The organism is Candidatus Nitronauta litoralis (assembly GCA_015698285.1).
Lineage (GTDB): Bacteria > Nitrospinota > Nitrospinia > Nitrospinales > Nitrospinaceae > Nitronauta > Nitronauta litoralis.
Map to the genome: position 1 here is coordinate 3,633,786 of CP048685.1, position 16,962 is coordinate 3,650,747.

Annotated in this window: 12 protein-coding genes; 4 read left to right on the forward strand and 8 right to left on the reverse strand. The window is 43.4% G+C overall.

Going from position 1 to position 16,962, the window contains the following annotated elements; all coding sequences use genetic code 11:
- Positions 1–27: 27 nt before the first annotated feature.
- Genes G3M70_16685 through G3M70_16700 form a run of 4 tightly spaced genes read right to left on the reverse strand, consistent with a single transcriptional unit; the run spans position 28 to position 3,463 of the window.
- Positions 28–1,197 (reverse strand): peptidoglycan DD-metalloendopeptidase family protein, encoded by a 1,170-nt coding sequence (locus tag G3M70_16685; GenBank protein QPJ63421.1) that lies wholly within the window; start codon positions 1,195–1,197, stop codon positions 28–30.
- Positions 1,198–1,217: 20 nt separating this feature from the next.
- Positions 1,218–2,114, reverse strand: a complete 897-nt coding sequence (locus tag G3M70_16690) for an ABC transporter permease (GenBank protein ID QPJ63422.1) — start codon at positions 2,112–2,114, stop codon at positions 1,218–1,220.
- Between the two features lie 2 nt (positions 2,115–2,116).
- A complete protein-coding gene (gene ftsE, locus G3M70_16695) occupies positions 2,117–2,785 on the reverse strand; it encodes a cell division ATP-binding protein FtsE (GenBank protein QPJ63423.1) in 669 nt (222 codons plus the stop codon).
- 48 nt (positions 2,786–2,833) lie between these two features.
- On the reverse strand, positions 2,834–3,463 hold the full coding sequence (locus G3M70_16700) for a hypothetical protein (GenBank protein ID QPJ63424.1): 630 nt from the start codon (positions 3,461–3,463) through the stop codon (positions 2,834–2,836).
- Positions 3,464–3,625: 162 nt separating this feature from the next.
- On the opposite strand from G3M70_16700, the gene G3M70_16705 reads away from it, so the two are divergent.
- Both G3M70_16705 and G3M70_16710 read left to right on the forward strand, forming a co-directional pair.
- Positions 3,626–4,351 carry a hypothetical protein gene (locus G3M70_16705; GenBank protein ID QPJ63425.1) on the forward strand — a complete coding sequence of 242 codons (726 nt, stop codon included), beginning with the start codon at positions 3,626–3,628 and terminating at the stop codon, positions 4,349–4,351.
- Positions 4,352–4,446: 95 nt separating this feature from the next.
- A complete protein-coding gene (locus G3M70_16710) occupies positions 4,447–5,100 on the forward strand; it encodes a formylglycine-generating enzyme family protein (GenBank protein QPJ63858.1) in 654 nt (217 codons plus the stop codon).
- 91 nt (positions 5,101–5,191) lie between these two features.
- Here G3M70_16710 and G3M70_16715 read toward each other — a convergent pair whose 3' ends face one another.
- Complete coding sequence (locus tag G3M70_16715) at positions 5,192–7,426, reverse strand: Rne/Rng family ribonuclease (protein QPJ63859.1); 2,235 nt, start codon at positions 7,424–7,426, stop codon at positions 5,192–5,194.
- Between the two features lie 228 nt (positions 7,427–7,654).
- On the opposite strand from G3M70_16715, the gene G3M70_16720 reads away from it, so the two are divergent.
- The gene (locus G3M70_16720; GenBank protein ID QPJ63426.1) at positions 7,655–9,223 is read left to right on the forward strand and encodes a phosphoglycerate kinase; all 1,569 of its coding nucleotides are present in this window, start codon (positions 7,655–7,657) and stop codon (positions 9,221–9,223) included.
- Here the strand turns inward: G3M70_16720 and G3M70_16725 are convergent.
- From G3M70_16725 to G3M70_16735, 3 genes are read right to left on the reverse strand one after another with little or no spacing between them, the layout of a single operon-like run.
- Positions 9,163–10,926: a glycosyltransferase family 9 protein gene (locus tag G3M70_16725; GenBank protein ID QPJ63427.1), complete on the reverse strand. Its 1,764-nt coding sequence runs from the start codon at positions 10,924–10,926 to the stop codon at positions 9,163–9,165. The genes G3M70_16720 and G3M70_16725 overlap by 61 nt on opposite strands.
- On the reverse strand, positions 10,923–12,719 hold the full coding sequence (locus G3M70_16730) for a glycosyltransferase (GenBank protein ID QPJ63428.1): 1,797 nt from the start codon (positions 12,717–12,719) through the stop codon (positions 10,923–10,925). Before G3M70_16730 ends, G3M70_16725 begins: the two co-directional genes overlap by 4 nt.
- Before the next feature lie 3 nt (positions 12,720–12,722).
- The gene (locus G3M70_16735; GenBank protein QPJ63429.1) at positions 12,723–16,100 is read right to left on the reverse strand and encodes a glycosyltransferase; all 3,378 of its coding nucleotides are present in this window, start codon (positions 16,098–16,100) and stop codon (positions 12,723–12,725) included.
- 154 nt (positions 16,101–16,254) lie between these two features.
- Here G3M70_16735 and G3M70_16740 point away from each other — a divergent pair, with 154 nt between their 5' ends.
- Positions 16,255–16,950, forward strand: coding sequence for a sulfite oxidase-like oxidoreductase (locus G3M70_16740; protein ID QPJ63430.1), 696 nt, complete (start codon positions 16,255–16,257; stop codon positions 16,948–16,950).
- Positions 16,951–16,962 lie beyond the last annotated feature (12 nt).

The following is a 16,962-nucleotide window of genomic DNA, read 5'->3' on the forward strand; positions in this document are numbered from 1 at the left end:
AATTGCCATAACCCTCCTACCCGGAACTTAACGTTTTGCCACTTTGAACCATCGGGTAGGTTCTATTGGTTTGCCCTGATGCCGTAATTCAAGATAGAGAGACGGACCTATCAATGATCCCGTATCGCCAGATGTCCCCAATATTCCTCCCTCGGCGACAATTTCACCGGTCTTCACGTTGATTTTTTCAAGATGACCATATAGCGAATGGTATTTTTCACCGTGTCCAAGAATTACCAGATTGCCGTATCCTTCAAGTTTTCCAGTAAACAGCACTTTCCCATCAAAAACAGCTCTCACCGGGGTTCCACCGGGAACTTTTAAATCAATCCCATTGTTGACGATATATGTACCGTATTTGCGGTCCCGATGTTTCCCAAATTTGTTCAATACTTTTCCTGGAACGGGATATCGGAGTTTTCCCTTTTTATCGACTATGCTGAGGCCTTTTCCAAGCACCAGCTTTTCCTGAAGACGCGCAATCAGCTTATTCAATTCTCCACTGGAAGCGACCAGCTCTTTTCTGGCTCTCAGGGCGTATTTTTTTTCACCAGAGATTTTTTTCAGAAAATCAGACTTTCCTTTTTTTTCCCTCTTGAGGTCGTCTTTTTTGGAAAGAGCCGCTTTCTCGAGGGTCAACAAATTGGCTTTCACTTTTAAAAGAGTTTGCCTTTCTGCCTGCAATTGTTTGAGCCGCGACTCGTAAGTTCGAAAAACAGTCGTGTCATAGGCCATCACCGAATCCATATACTTAAAGCGCTGCAAAAGCTCTGACATGCCGCCAGCGGAAAACAATATCTTCACCGGAACCATACCCCCTTCCTTGTACAAAGCCCTGAGCCGCAAGCCGAGAACATACTGTTGTCGTTTTAATTGCCCTTCCAATTTACTTGTTTTTGCCTCCAGGCTGCCCATCTGCTTTTTATTGATCTTGATATTCCAGTGATAAATTCGAAGTTCCCGTTCCCTTAACTTTAATCTATCCTCCAGTTGTCCCAGGGTTTTTAATACAGAAGTTTCCTGTTTACCGATGGACTTTAACTGCTTCTCCCTTTTTGCAATTTTCTTTTTGAGTTGCTCAAGCTGAACTTTTTCTTCCTTCAAAAGCTTGTTAATATCTTTTACTGTATTTTGTTTTCCTGAATAGCCTGTGGAAGGAAAAAGGCAGAACAACAACACCCCAAACGCAAAAACCATTTTACTTTCAGATAAATTTTTCATTTTCGATAGGACTTAAGGAATTGATTTACAGATAGAGAGCTACCCAACCAACCAACCACCATGCTGGCTACAATTATTAATGCCGTATAAACAAACCCTATAAACTGAAGCTTGATCCCAAGATTAGTTGAAGCCAGTGTTCCTTCAAAGTTGAACTGAAAGTAAAGGTGAAGAAGTTTCAATAACCCGATGGAAATGATGGCTCCCAGAGTTCCGTGAAAAATTCCTTCCAGAAAAAAAGGAGTTTTAATGAATCGAGGGTTGGCCCCGATCAGGAGCATCAGTTCAATTTCCTCCCGGCGCGAATAAACTGACAATTTGATCGTATTCGATATAATCAACAGGACTCCCATAGCAAGAATCCCTCCAAGGGCCACTAAAAATATTTTTAAAAAAATCAAAAATGTTTCAAACCCTGCAATCCATTGTTCACCATAATCAACCGATTCAACACCGGGAACTGTCACGACGCTTTCAGCAGCTTTACGAATGGAGTCCACACGATCGGGACCTTCTTCAAAATGAACCCGGTAGGATGCCGGCAGTGGATTAAACTCAAGCTCTTCTAAAAGCCCTGATTTATCTGCAAACAGACTCTGAAAATCAGACCAGGCATCTTCACGGGAAATAAATGTAACCGTCTGAACATTGGGCCCCTGATTTAACAGGGATTCAATATCCACCTTCTGTTGCTGAGTAATGTCATCTTTGAGGTACACCATCAACTGAACTTCCCGGTTCCAATTGGAAAGAAAGGAGTTCAAATTGACAAAAATAAAGAGGAAAAGACCGGGAAATGACAGGGCGACCGCGATTGAACCAATGGATGCCAGACACACTTGCCTGTTTGAACGAATATTGGCTATGGCGTAATGGAGGGCGTTGCGAAACATGGTCAGCCGGTAAATTGGGTTTCCAGGATTCTTCCCTGGTTCAAAGTCACTATAGGGTGATCGCTCTGCCTTAAAAGGTCCTGACTGTGTGTAGCCAGAACAATGGTCGTCCCCGCCCTGTTGGCAGCCTCAAACAGTTTCAGGATCTCGGTGGCGATATCCGGGTCGAGGTTTCCGGTCGGTTCATCCGCCAGTAAAATCTTTGGCCTATTGACCAAGGCTCTGGCAATAGCTGTTCTTTGTTGCTCACCTCCGGAGAGTTGAAGAGGGTAAGCATCTTTTTTATGGGTGAGCCCGACATTCTTCAGCGCCTCCCAGGTTTGATAACGGATCGTTTTCCTGTTTGCTCCCATAATCTCAAGCGCAAAGGCCACGTTTTCAAAAATAGTTTTATTCGGGAGCAACTTGTAATCCTGGAACACCACTCCAATTTTTCGCCTGAGAAGATAGAGTCGGTCTTCCGGAATCTTACCGATATTCATGCGGTTGACCAGAACCTGCCCTCGATCAAATTTTTCCCAGCGAAACAATAACTTCAGGAGAGTACTTTTTCCCGCGCCGCTGGGCCCTGTAATAAACACAAAGGCCCCTTCCCGAATGACCATGGATATATCAACCAACACAGGATGGCTACTCTGGTAAGCTTTATAAACGTTGTAAAGCTGGATCATGTTATCCGGCACAGAGGTAGGTCTTAATTTATTTTCCGGGTGGGGCGGTTACCTGTCCCCGGATTGGGAAGGTTGAGGTAGAGGTTCATCCTGAACCATGAAATCAGCATCGTCCATTTCCTGGGCAATGTATTCCGGACTGAAGTTGGCGACAACATCCCAGCCGTAAAACTCCCGGATCTGGTCGTCGGACAACATTTCTGAATTAATAAAGGTTTTGATGATAAGACGATCCTGCTCCACCACATAAGCGAATACCCCTGACCGGCAAACCAGATATCCGTCGTGCAAACCAAAAGTCAGAAGCGCTTCTTCGAGAAAATCATCCAGAAGAATTATACAGTTATCCCCAGCACCTGTCCGTTCACTAAAGCGGTCAACGCAGTGACTTGTGTAAGCTACCTGGGGGTGCACAAATGAGTGGTATAGTTTTCCTTTTTCAGTGGATTCCTGATGGGATGGAGACACAAGAGTAACGAAACCCTGGCGCGTCCAATCGACCAGACATAAAACGTCTTTACCGAATTGTTTTCCAACCTTTTTATTGATCCGGTTCATGAACTTTTGCCGCTTACGAATAGAGATTCGCCCGGCTCCCTTAAAGGATTTTTCAAACTCCTTTTTCAGAAAATTCTCAATCTGGACCTTTTCGAATTTGAAATGACGTTTATCAGGCATGTCGTTGGGGCGGGTGCTATTAGAAATAACTTATTTAGTATACTTCATCATGGCCCCTGGCCCAAGCCCCAATATCCATAACCTCTTTTTTCATTTATCCTTAACCCTCTTGAATGGGTATTTTTTCCATTTCAGGAGGCGTCCATTTGCTACAATGGGATTATGAACAGCAATCTGACCATAGTCGCCATCCTGTTAGGGGCCTCCCTGTTTTTCAACGTCGCCATGAATTATATGGGTGACAATATTGCCGATTTTGAAAACCGGCCTCTTCCTCCCAAGAAATTGAAAAAAATCTCAACCAACAATCCTCTGATCAAAGTAGATGCTAAGTCACGAGATGCCTGGACCCTAGTAGATTTCTCCTCCAGAAAAACTCATAAAGTGGAAGACTTGGAAAACAATCTGGATAAACTGGCTGATTTAGATTGGGACTTGGGATTTCAGCGGACCAAAGTGATCACAAACAGTGGTGAAACTCATAAGGCTGGCGGAGTCGGGGTCATGGACCTTGGGCCGGTAAAAATAGACGAGATAAAAAAAATAACTCCCGGCCCCTTTGTAGAGGATACCCGGCAATGGGGCAGCCTCCGGAATGAAGCGATTTCCAGCTGGTACAACTACCGCACAAGGACCCATAATATCGAATCCAAAAAATCGGTTTATTTAGTTCGTACTGCTGAGAAGGGCCACATGAAAATGCGGATTCTAAATTACTACTGCAATCATAATGAATCTGAGTGCGCCACGGGTATGTGTACACGTGAGGAAGCCGCTTGCCTGACCGTGGAATATGTCTATGTTCCTCCAGAGGAAACCGAATTTCCCGACCCCGTCAATGTTTCAAAAAACTTAGCGGACCCCGCAGTTCAGGTTTCTATCAATTGAAATACCTTCTAATAGCGATTTTAGTGGCTTTGCCCACTTTATTTCCAATCCCTGTATTTTCTGAATCAAGCTCAAAACCACCTGAGGGAATGGTTTTGATTCCCGCCGGCCAATTCATTTTTGGCGCCGATCCCTCATCGAACCTGTCTTCATTTATGTCAGATACAACCTCAAGTCAAAATGCGTCTCCAAGCCAAACAGGGAATCTACCCTCTTTTTATTTGGATAAATACGAAGTGACCTATGGGGATTTTATTCGCTTTAAACCTAAAGCAAAATATCCTGATGGCCGAGTCGATCACCCCATTCGTGGAGTTTCCTGGTACGAGGCTGAAGCTTATTGCTTCTGGTTAAACAAACGCCTGCCCACTGAACTGGAATGGGAAAAAGCTGCACGTGGTTCGGAAGGTTTTGTATTTGTCTGGGGAAATGAATTTAACAAAGAGAAAGCAAATTTTGGGAAAGCAGTTAAACGGGTTGGAAGCTTTCCGGAAGACAAAAGCGTATTTGGAATATTTGATTTGAACGGAAATGTATCCGAGTGGACAGCAAGCGTTTACGAACCCTACCCCGGATCAACCTACAAAGATCCTAACTTTGGGAAAAAATTGAGGGTTGTTCGAGGCGGAGCCTACAATAAAAGGGAACACGGATTTTTACAGGTATTTGCGACCCTGTCTTTTAGAAATCCTGTTCCTCCCACAATGCGGTCATGGGACACGGGGTTTCGTTGCGCATTATCCAAATAAAAATAGAACCTGATTAAAACTCCCGCCCCTTATTAATAAAAGCTAACGACTTCCTTTTGCACCGTATGTTTGGATAAAAGTTTAATCAATATCAAAACCCGGATGGATACTCTTCATTGATTTGGGGAGGGTCTTCATTCCTTGGCCCCGGGGAACTTTGCCTTTCCTGAGGTAAATTTGCAGGAGGGGGTTCCGTATTCGAAGTTCCATAAGAACCCGTATCCACATCTGGCTGGCTTTTTAAATTACCCTCTATGTCGCCCGCTAAAGGTAATGAAGGCGAAACAATATCGGGAGTGGGGGTGTTTTCACCCGGCTCTGAGGAATGACCTGTGTTTTCTCCAACACTAGCTGTCTTGTTCTCCCCTTCCCGGTCAGCGCGCTGGCTACGCCATCGCCTCCCACGAGGCGACCCCGCCCTTTTGGTTGATGAGGAAGCTTTCCTTGGAGCCCGCCGGGTTTGACTAGTACCTGCCACTCTGCGTCTACCGCGCTGGGGTTTTTCCTCAACACTTTCCGGATCACTTGTTGCCTTAGCTCCAGTTTCAGCTGGGGGAGTTTCATTAACCTGAGAAGGCTTTTCTTCCGGCTTTTCCCTTCTTCCCGATGGCCGTCGTGACCTTAAGTTTCGGCGAGGTTTTTCCCCTTGCTGACTATTTTCCTCCTGTTTTTCTTCTCGTGTAGAGGACCGCCTCGACCGAGAGCTTCCCCGTGACTTTTCCTCCTGGGGCTTTTTGTCTTCGCTCTTGTCATCTTTAGTAGATACGCGGCGCCCCCGGGAGACCTTACTGGGTTTTTCTTTTGGAGCTTCTTCACCTTTCTCTTCAATCTTTTCTTCTTTTTTCCTCTCGAGGACCTCGAAAGAAAAATCTTTTTGATCCAGGTTTTCCTGCGTATTGAACTGGAGGCGAAAACCTTGCCGTTCCTGAATGGAAACCAGATAGTCCATTTTATTATTCAACAGGTAAGTCGCAACACTGTTGGAAAGGGTAACGCTCAGAACTTTCACATTATCAGCAGAGAGTGCCTCCTGCATTTTCCGAATAAGCTGTAGTGCAAGATTACTTGGCGTTCTAACCGTCCCAGAGCCCCCACAAGTGCTACAGGTATCATATACTCCCTCTTTCAGAGGCGGAGACATTCTCTGCCTCGACATTTCGAGTAGCCCGAAACGGGAAATTCTGGAAATATTGATCCGGGCCTTGTCGTTTTTACAGGCCTGTTTCATTTGCTTTTCGACAAGGGATTTATTTTTCTTCTGGAACATATCGATGAAGTCGATTACAACCAGTCCCCCAAGATCCCTCAGTCGTAGTTGGCGAGCGATTTCATCCGCTGCTTCGAGGTTGGTTTTCGAGGCTGTCTCTTCCAGCTCGCTGGCACTGGTGGTCTTGCCGGAATTGACATCCACACACACCATGGCTTCTCCCATATCGAACACAATTGAACCACCAGAGGGAAGATTCACTTTCCGCTCATAAATATTTTCAATTTGGTCTTCAACTCCATATGCGGAAAAAAGAGGCTGGGTTTCCTGATATAGCTTGATCCGGCTCCCCATCCGGGGCATCACCATTTTCATGAACTCTTTTAGAGCTTTATAGGATTCCTTGCTATCGACCAGAATCTCAGAGGTATCGGCGGTGAAATGATCACGCACCGTACGCACAACCATATTCGGTCCTTCGTAAAGCAACAGTGGAGCCTTTGCACTGGATTCTTTCAGTTTTTCCTGAATGCTTTCCCATATTTTCAGTAGCATCTGAAGATCTTTTTGCAATTCGGTCTTGGTCCTGCCAACACCGGCCGTTCTGATTATAACTCCCATATTTTCAGGAAGTTCAAGATCTGCCAGGATCTCCTTCAGCTTACGGCGTTCGGCTTCATCTTCAATCTTCCGGGAAACTCCTGTAGACAAGCTGCCATACATGAGAACAAGAAACCGCCCGGGAATCGTTATTCCATTATTTAACGAAGGACCTTTCGCATCCCGGCTTTCCTTTACAGCCTGAACCAGAATTTTTTGCCCACGAACCAGGACATCCTGAATGCGGACCTTTGCTTTCTTTTCCCGAGTCTGTAAATAAGATTCCTTCAAAACATCTTTAAACGGTAAAAAGCCGAACTTTTTACCGCCAATGTCTACAAAGGCCGCTTCAATTGCAGGTTCAACCCGGGTGATCACTCCAAGATAGATATTTCCCTTGATAAGTTCACGGGCAGAATGCTCAATGATGATTTCGTCAAGTTTACCGTCATCTAAAACGACTGCTCGGCATTCTTCAGGATGATCTGCGTTAATGAGTAGTTTTTTCTTTGAGGATATTTTTGGGGTGGCTTTTCGAGGGGGCAAGTTTGCTTCTCCTTAAGAGAAAAGAAGAGAAAGAGATGTTGGAAGCATAATAGACTAAAACTTAATATATTTCAAAATACAAGAAGTCATGCTATTTTAATTTTGCCCGTTGGAACCCATTTCCCCGCTCAAAATGGGAAAATGAAGACATAAAAACACTAAACTATTGATTTATAAGTAGTTATTAGTTATCTTGTTTATATGGACAAGTTAACCAAAATTCCCAGCCTGGATTCCCTTGAATCTGATAACCTGATTGGAAAAACCATTTTCATCAGGGTTGATTTTAATGTCCCCATGGTGCCCTCTGCTAAAGGGTACCGTGTTTTGGACGACACCCGAATCCGCCGCTTTCTTGACACCACCTTTCGGCATATTCACAAACTGACCCAGGGAGACTGCCGTATTATTATTGGCTCTCATCTAGGTCGCCCCCATAAAAGGAAAGATCATCAAGGCTGGGACGGTATATTCAATATCCAATACGTCTGCAACCATTTCGACACGCTCCTACGAGAAAGATACAAAGACACTTACGCCTTATTTCCACCTGAGGTCACGGATGCGCATATGACCGACTCACTCGGGATTATCCACAAGCATCAACTCCCTGTAGGTGGCATCAAGTTCTTACCAAATTTAAGATACCTCCTCGACCCTGAAAATACGGATAATTTTCGAGAACAATTTATGCAGGATGTTGCTCAAACATCGGATGTATTTATAAATTGTGCGTTTGGTTGTAGCCATAGAGTTTCCAAAAGCATCAAACTTCTTCCTCAATATATGCGGCAACAGGGGAAAATTGCCGTTGCCGGATCCCTTCTTAAGGAAGAAATTTCTCGTCTGGGTATTTTCGGAAAACGGGTCCTCGCCAAACCGGAAACAACTGCTGTGATAGCTGGGGGAACCAAAATCTCCGATAAAATCGCGATATTAAAAACTTTTGTCCAGGCCAGGGTCAAGTTGATTTTTATAGGCGGCAGAATGGTCAATGCCTTTTTACTCGCGAAAACCCAAAAAAATAATTTAGAAAACCTGGCAATCGAGCAATTACCTTCCAAAATGTGGGAATCCAAAGGTGAGGACGACCGAAAGGATCTAATCAGGGAAGTTCAATTTGCTGGCGAAATCATTCTTTTAGCGAAAAAAAACAAGGTAATGCTGATCTACCCGGATGACTATAAAATCACTAAAGATTTTATGGAAACGGAATACACCATCAAGGAAGAACCCGATTTTAATGAAGATTTCCAGTTAGACCTCGGCCCGGAAACCATTGAAAACTACTATCTGAATATTTTGCAGGAAGGTGCCATTGAAAATGTTTTTTGGAATGGCCCCTTGGGTGCCTACGACCATCCTCAAAGCGACCATTACGCAGAGGGGTCTAAACAACTTGCAAAAATACTTTTCGCTGCTGCAATTTCAGACCAGAAATTAAGTGTGGTGATAGGAGGGGGAGATTCTGCAGCCATCCTGAATCAATTGGACTGCGAAGAACTTGAAAACCTGATTCGCAAACAACTATTGAATCAATTGAACAATCAGATCAACAGGGAAAAATTGTCTATCAAACTCAATTCCGAGGACACTTATTCCATTTTCAATAATTTCACTTCAAATTTTTTCGTATCTACCGGTGGAGGTGCTTCCCTGGAGTTCCTTCAAAAGCTTCTTGAAGATAAATGTGATTCCGATATAGCTAATTATCTTCCCGGCACTTCAATATTGATGGACCTGAAACCGGAAACTTCGCAAGCCGCCTGATCTTTCAATCCCCTCTGAAATTCTCCTGCCAACCACATCATATACTGACACTCCAAAATTAAGTTTTTGTAACAATCAAGTGTAGTCCGCGCCATCACTTTCAAATTGTTTCCATCAATATTTTCCTTTCGCTTATTAAACATATCGGTAATTGGTTTTATTTCAGGCTGAGTAAGACCCATCAAATTTATTTCATCATCAAGCCTGGTTATCTTATCTGCCAAGGTTACCAGGAGGTCAAGGTCTGCGCTTGAACCCTCTACATTCTTTAATATCTCCAGAGCAATTTGAACACCCGCCTTCCCTTTGCCTTCCAGTTTAATTAACTCATTCAAAGTGAAATCAACTTCATTCCAAAGGTTCGAATCAACATCAATTCCATAAGAAGATTGAACAAACCGGATCAATTCCTGACTGTGCTCACTGTTTTTCATCAGAGACTTTTTACCCAATGTATTCAGCCATAGACCTCTGTACATCCAGGAGAACAGCTCCGTTTGAGTCAGTTCAACAGGATTTAATCTATTCATTCTGAGGCAGGAATCCGGACCTCTTTCCGTCAATAATATTTTGATTTCCTTTGAGGGCTCTAAACCAGGTGGCAGGCTCCATTCTCCTTTTAGGTGGTGTTGACCCATCATTTCTGCCACTAAATCGGGTGACAGTTTTTCTATACAGACGACCTGGTTACATTCAACACCGTAGCTGCAAGGGGCACAAGGGATATCGGCCTGAAACAACAACTGTTCTTCGGAATAAGGCCCTGTTTCGGGAGGATGCGCATGCGCAAAAAACAAACCCACTATGGGGGTTCCCAGGGCAGCTGCAATATGCATGGTTCCGGTATCATTTGTAACTAAATAGTGACAACGATCCACTAATCCCACCAATTCCGAGATATCTGTTTTTCCGATCAAATTTAATACGTTTTCGGGACTTTCCATCTGCTCTAATATATTTTCTCCAATTCCCGATTCAGATTTAACGCCGAACAACAAAATCCTGGCATTTAAATCCCGAACAAGTCTGTCACCGAGCTTTGCAAAATGGGAGGCTGGCCAACGTCGGCCTTCCAAACTCGACCCTGCCTGAAACCCTATGAGTAGTTCATTTTTGCGAACCGAGTTTTCCTGAAGAATCTTTCCGGCACGCAAGGAATCCTCTGGATATTTTTTAATCTCAAGTGTTTCTCCATTAAGGTCGATGTCTCCGGCTTTAAAAAAAAGATCTACCAGATTAAAAGTGTTGAAAGGCCTGTTAAATGGCTCTGTAAAAAAATACTGGAGCCAGGGATGATCAGTCATCCGGTCACCCTCGCTGCTACATTTAAACCCACGAACTTCTTTAATTTTCAAATAAGAGATAATAAACGCGCTCAATTTGGAATGGCTGAGATTAAACACCAGATCAAAATCTTTATCGCGAACCTGATCGAGGATATTTTCAAAATAACTATAAAGTTCCACCCAGCTCACCCCACCCTGCATGGACTTTTCTTTAAATTGCTTCAGGTTTAAAACAATCCAATCATCAACAGCGGGCAGTCTTTTGGAAAACTCATAAAAATCACTTCCTACCAAAAGCGTAATTTTGGCATCGGGGTATTTTTTTCGAAGTCCCTTGAGCAATGGGGTGGATTGAATCAAATCCCCCATGCGGGTCAGGTTGAGCATCAATATGTTTTTTGGTTCTTTGTTTTTCACTTTTTCACAACCTGATCAACCATCAAGAGAAGAAGCTCAGTATCCGTAAGCTCACCCTCTCCATCCTGTATATCCTGACAAATTCTCTTTAAGTCAAGGTCAACACTGCTCTCATATTTTTGAAGGAATTTAAAAAGGCCCGTATCACTACCAACCTGCTCCAATAACATTTCCCTTTGGGATAAATTGCGCTTCAAGTTTCGAGTAACTTTTTCTTCATGATCAATATATATTTGAACCAGCATTTCCCTCATACGATGGGAAAAGGTATGGTCCTTCAACACCCGGTCCTGAGATGCCTTTGCAATTCGACTTCTCTCAGCTGGTAACTCAAGATAGTGATTAATTTTTTCCTTCAATTCTTTTCCATTTTCAAATGTGATCAGTTCCTCGCCAATATCAAATAATGAACAAAGTTCACTTCTCTGGTCCACCAATTGAAACCCCCCACACGCTCCAATTTCAAAGGTACGTGGATTCACAAAGTCGCCATTTGGGTTAACACTCTCATGAAAGCTCGAAGAATGAAGGTTCAGGTTTATTTTTGAAGCGTTATAAATTTTAACTGTATCTTCACTACTAATCCTCTTCCCAGATTTTTGAAGACACGAGCCATAAACAGAATCTCCATCCCAACCAGTGCCCCAGATTTTAAAATCATAGTTCAGCAACTGTGAAAATAATTGCGTACGGTTGTAATACGCCGCTCCCATAAAAGATAAATCAGAACCAAACTGGATCATTTCATTGGCAGTCAATTTCACAGGTGAATGAATCGGGGGATGACAAGCCTGAGGAAGATAATAAAAAGGTGGACACTCTATAGATTCCAGTTTCGAGAAAAACTCTCCTCTCTGAATGGTGAAAAAGGAATCATAAGCAGGTGCTATTCCCTCCCAATATTTTAATGTCCTGAAATCTTCTACAAACCAGAAAGCAATGGGAGCTCCAAGATCCTTCAGCCGCCGAATCGTATCCCTGTCAAGGGGAGCCTGTGCCAGGGCTAAAACAATATCCGGACGGGTTTCAGCAGCTTTGGCTACTATCATTTCACTGAGATACTCCAGATACTTTCGGGAGAGAACAGCTTCGTGTTCTTTTTTTTCCGTACAACTCTGCATATCAAAGAACCCATCGGCGTACTTTTCGCAATTGACCCAATAAGGCTGGTGTCCGAGATTCTTTAGTGATTCAAAACAAAACCGGGCTGTTGGAAGGGAACCACCGTATATGGGAGGGATCACAAGAACCTTGAGCGAATTCCTCTCTAAACAAGAGGCTCCCTCCATCCCCTTTTTTAATCGAGAAAAATATTGTGGGTGCAACCTGAGAGAAGGACGATGTTCAACAGTCAACCATTCCTTTTTTGGCAATCTCGCGGCCACATAAGCGGGACTCTCATTAACATAAAAGTTTAGTTTCAAACCAAATATCGACAGGTCAATTGCCTGAAGAAGTTGTTTAAACATATCTATTGAAGGTTCGATAACCGTCAATGTTCGAGGCTGAAATTCACACAACTCTTTAATGTGATAAGCAAAACCAAGACCCAACACAAGGCAGTCAGAGTTTTTTAAATCACCAACATTTTCAGCGAAAGTCGTCGCCTCTTTCACGGGATCGTACCGGCTATGCAAACTTATTGAGTTTGAAACCGGAACCCGGTTTTGAGTTTTGGCCGGAATGACCTCAATACTGGAAACTTCATTAAAGCTATCGACTCTTTGGGCCAGTATAGGGTCCCAGATTTTCAGGAGGGAAAGATTTTTTTTATACAATTCAAATTCGGGCATTATTTAACCTTTAGAAAAAACTAATCGTTCTTCCACCTTTTTCAACAATTCCAGCGCATCGTTGTTACTAGAATCAAAAATCAATATTTGGTCTAAAACCTCCCGTGCCTCAGTCAGGCGGTCCTGTTCAAAATAAAGACCGGCAAGCCCGAACAACATATTCAGGTTGGCGGGGTGTATTTCAAGGTAATTTTCAAGCGCAGACTCTGCAAGCCTGAATTCACCAGATAAATATGCCAGCTTAAGGAGGGAAGAAAGGGCAATACCATTTTCAGGATTTACCTGTAAAGCCTTATAAAACAACTCTATGGCCTCATTATTCGCCTCCACCTGCTGTTTAAGCATTCCAATCCCACACAAGCCCTTGTCCTTGTAGGAATCAAACTCTAGTAGACGCTCAAACCATTTTTCAGCTTCCTTATAATCCCTAACTTGAAATGAAACAACTGCCAGATTCATCATAATTTCAGGCGACTCTGGATCCAACTCAAAAGCCTTTTTAAAGGCCTCCCGGGATTCTTTAAACTCCTGCATTTGCAGGTGACAATTCCCCTTCGATTTCCAGGAAACTAAATTCTCCGGGTGCTCTACAAGTATAAAACCGTAAACCTTAATTGCCTCCTTCCAGTTTCCGTTGGCTTCCAGAGTTTTTGCCTCATTCAACTGACGCTCTTTCATCACGGAGTCCCTAGAAATATTTTTCTTCTCGTTCTCGGGTTTAGTTTCAGACAAACCTGCACTAAAGCGGTATTGGAAAACAAAAAATCGTCGCAATTCTTCCTCTGACAAATCATTGATTGTTACCCGCCCCACTTTTAGACAATTTTGACCTGACTTTTTATATTCTTCATATTGAGGATCAAGTGTTTCCTGAATCTCATTTATTTCAAAACCTGCATTTTCAAACAGGGTTTTAATTTCCTTTAATGTGAAAAACCTGAGGTGTGTTCTGTCTAGAATCCCTTCATCCTGATAGGTCCAGTTACCTTCAGAAAGGTGATGAATCACACCAAAAAACTGGACATTTGGGATACTGGCCACAATTTTCCCACCTGGGACTAGCAACCCTTTCAATTTTTCCAGAACTTTAAGGGGATCTACAAGATGTTCCAGGACATCTCCACATAAGATACAATCAAAACTGCCAGGCTCATATGGAAGATCCATTTCCTCAATATTTCCGGAAATCACATCATCAAGTACAGACTTTGCCTCTTCAGCAACATCTGGATTGAGTTCAACCCCGGCTACAAAAGCACCTCGCGATTCCTTCAGGAACTGGCCGGTTTTTCCCGCCCCACATCCAATCTCAAGAATTGAACGGGCTTCCTCGGGAATCAGGGGGAGCATGTCATGCCTGACATGTTCATAGTAATTTGAAACATTAGAAACCGGCTCCGATCCTTCAACATCCTCCTCACTGGCCCTATATATCTCATCAAGGATATCAATCATCTGATTAGCCCGATGGGAGTAGGTGTGATGCGCCAAAACCTCTCGACGACCCTCTTCAGCAATTGTTTCTCTTTGTTCAGGGTTCTCAAGATAATATTGGATCGTTTCCAGAAGGGAGTCATCCCGATACATTACAAAATGCTGCTGGTCTTCAAATAAATCCTCTAAGCCAACTGCTTCATCAGTAATAAGCATGCTTCCAGTGCACATGGCCTCAAACACACGCATGTTTAAATCATTTTTTATAGCATTGTTGAAAACTATTCTGGATTCACAGAAATGTCGCGCCATTTCATCCATAAATTTTCGGTCAACTTTCAAATCAAACCTTGAACCAATGAAGTCCAGCAGCTTTTTACGCCTTGGATTGGCCGGGGTCACACTGCCCACAAAACCAACATCCCATAGTTTTTCGGTTTCCACTTTTCCGTGAATATCCGGATCACATGCCAGAGGTAGCCAGAACACCTGGTCATTCCCCTGAGCCCGCAAAATATCAACGTATTTTTTCTGGGCAAGAAAAATCACATCAAATCTTTTTGCAATCTCAAAATGTTTTTCCAGATGGATATGGGTATCAATCAGGTAGCACACCTTTGGAATAGAAAGTTTTTCGAGATCAACCGGAACATCGGACAAACCGGTTTCAACATAGAAATAAAAGTCAGGATTCCAATCCGCAGGTAGTTCTTTAAGAACACCATCAACCTTCTCCCCTGCTCCGCGAAAAATATCCTGAGGCTCAATTGGCCATTTTAAATTCCCCAGGTCCCATTGGTGAATCACATCAAGATTAATCATGGCCCCACAGGTAATAACATTGTGTGACTGTCTAAAAGCACGTTCCAGATAGTAGGCGGTGGTGGCTGGGTGTGAGACAAAATCCATTAATATGTTTTTTCTTTTTCGTTCAGAAAATGGGACTTTTTGCCTCTCGTTATCATACCCTCTGGTTTTCAGATAATTTTTTATACAAAGTTCAATTTCCCCGGTCCAGGAAGACAGGAAGCGGTCCATAGGAAATTGTTCTTGTACGATTGATCTGCTATTAAGTCCTAGTTCCTTTGCTTTTTCCTTATCCTCAAGTAATTCACCACATTTTTTTCTCAGGTACTGTGTATCATCCGAGATGTAACCGTTTTTCCCATCAATTACAGGGGACTCCGGATGGACAGTCGAAATCACAGGCATCCCAGTCGCCATTGCCTCGAGCAGCGACAAGTTATAGCCATCTTCATATTCGGGAGGCAACGTATTGAGATACACCCGGCACTGCCGGTAATGCTCCTGCAAGTCCTTGAAGCTCTCAGATAACCTGGAACCAGGCAAACCCGGATTCAACCCAAGAGTTGCATGAGGGTAGCCGGAGATAATGGCTTCACCCCTGGTATAACCTCGGGCAATATCCATTTCCTTTAACAGGTTTCCAACCCTGAGTATGCAGGACTCGTTACCTGAATATTGAGGAAAATCATTTATGTCAATTCCATGGGGAATAACTGCGCCCGGCAGGTTCCAGTCATTTTTCTTATTTTGTGAAATGAAAACAGGATGGACATCCTGCAACAGACTTTTTACCTTTTTAAGATATTCCGTTTTATCAATCGGAGTCTCACTCAAAGCAATTTCAGTCGACAGCCGGCAATGGAACACACATATTTTTGGCAGATCAAAGTTTTTCAACCACAAAAGGTCTTTAACATTGTGAGCTAATACTAAATCAAAATCACCCTCCTGCAATTTCTCTCTGGCCTGTTCAGGTGAAATCAAATGGCAATTTCCAGGAAGAGACCTCATCCTCTTGTCCCATTCCCTGAGTTTGCCGGGTGCCACCTCCGGTGCAACAACGAAAAAGGTGTGATTCAACCGAGATAGATTGCAGATATACGGTTCGTGCCAGTTAAATGTCAGGATGTTTAAATTCATTCAGTTTCCTCCCCAGAAGACTCTATTCTTAACGGAATTCCGGAGAAGGACCTTTAATCTTCTAACCAGTTAAAAAATAAGGGTTTTTTAGCAAGTTGCCTGACTTTTTCAAAAGCCTCATGGTAGAATGTGGCTTTCTTGAGATGGGGGAAGGATGGAGTTTCAAAAACCAGATCTGAATTCAAAAAAAATCAAAAGTCGAGAACAGCTCATTCAATACAAACGCCAGTTGGTAGAAAACCAAAAATGGGAGGGACCTCCACCCATGGGGGATGGTCCTCTAAACCGCGACGGAATGCCCAAGGTCCCTCCAGGGCAAACAACTACTGAAAAATGGCCTGTTTTGGATATAGGGGTTCAACCCGAAGTCCCTCTGGATTTCTGGACACTCACCATTTCAGGATTGGTCGAAAATCCGCAAGCCTTCAACTGGGAACAATTTCAACAATTGCCTCAGACCAAAGATATTTCAGACTTCCACTGCGTCACTACCTGGAGCAAACTGGACAACCATTGGGAAGGAGTGAAATTTTCAGATATTGCCAACCATTGCGGTATCAAACCGGAAGCCAGGTTTGTTTACATAAAAGCCTATGACGGCTATTCAACGAACCTGTCCCTTGAAGAAGCGATGAAATACGACGTCCTGCTGGTACACACTTGGGAGGGACAACCCTTGACGCGGGAACACGGTGCACCGGTTAGAATGATCACCCCACAACTCTATGCCTGGAAGGGTGCCAAATGGATTGGGGAAATTATTTTCCGTGAAAATGATGAATTAGGGTTCTGGGAGCAGAGAGGTTACTCAAATTCTGCGGAGCCATGGTTAAATGACCGCTATTCGTGACCCGGGATTCTA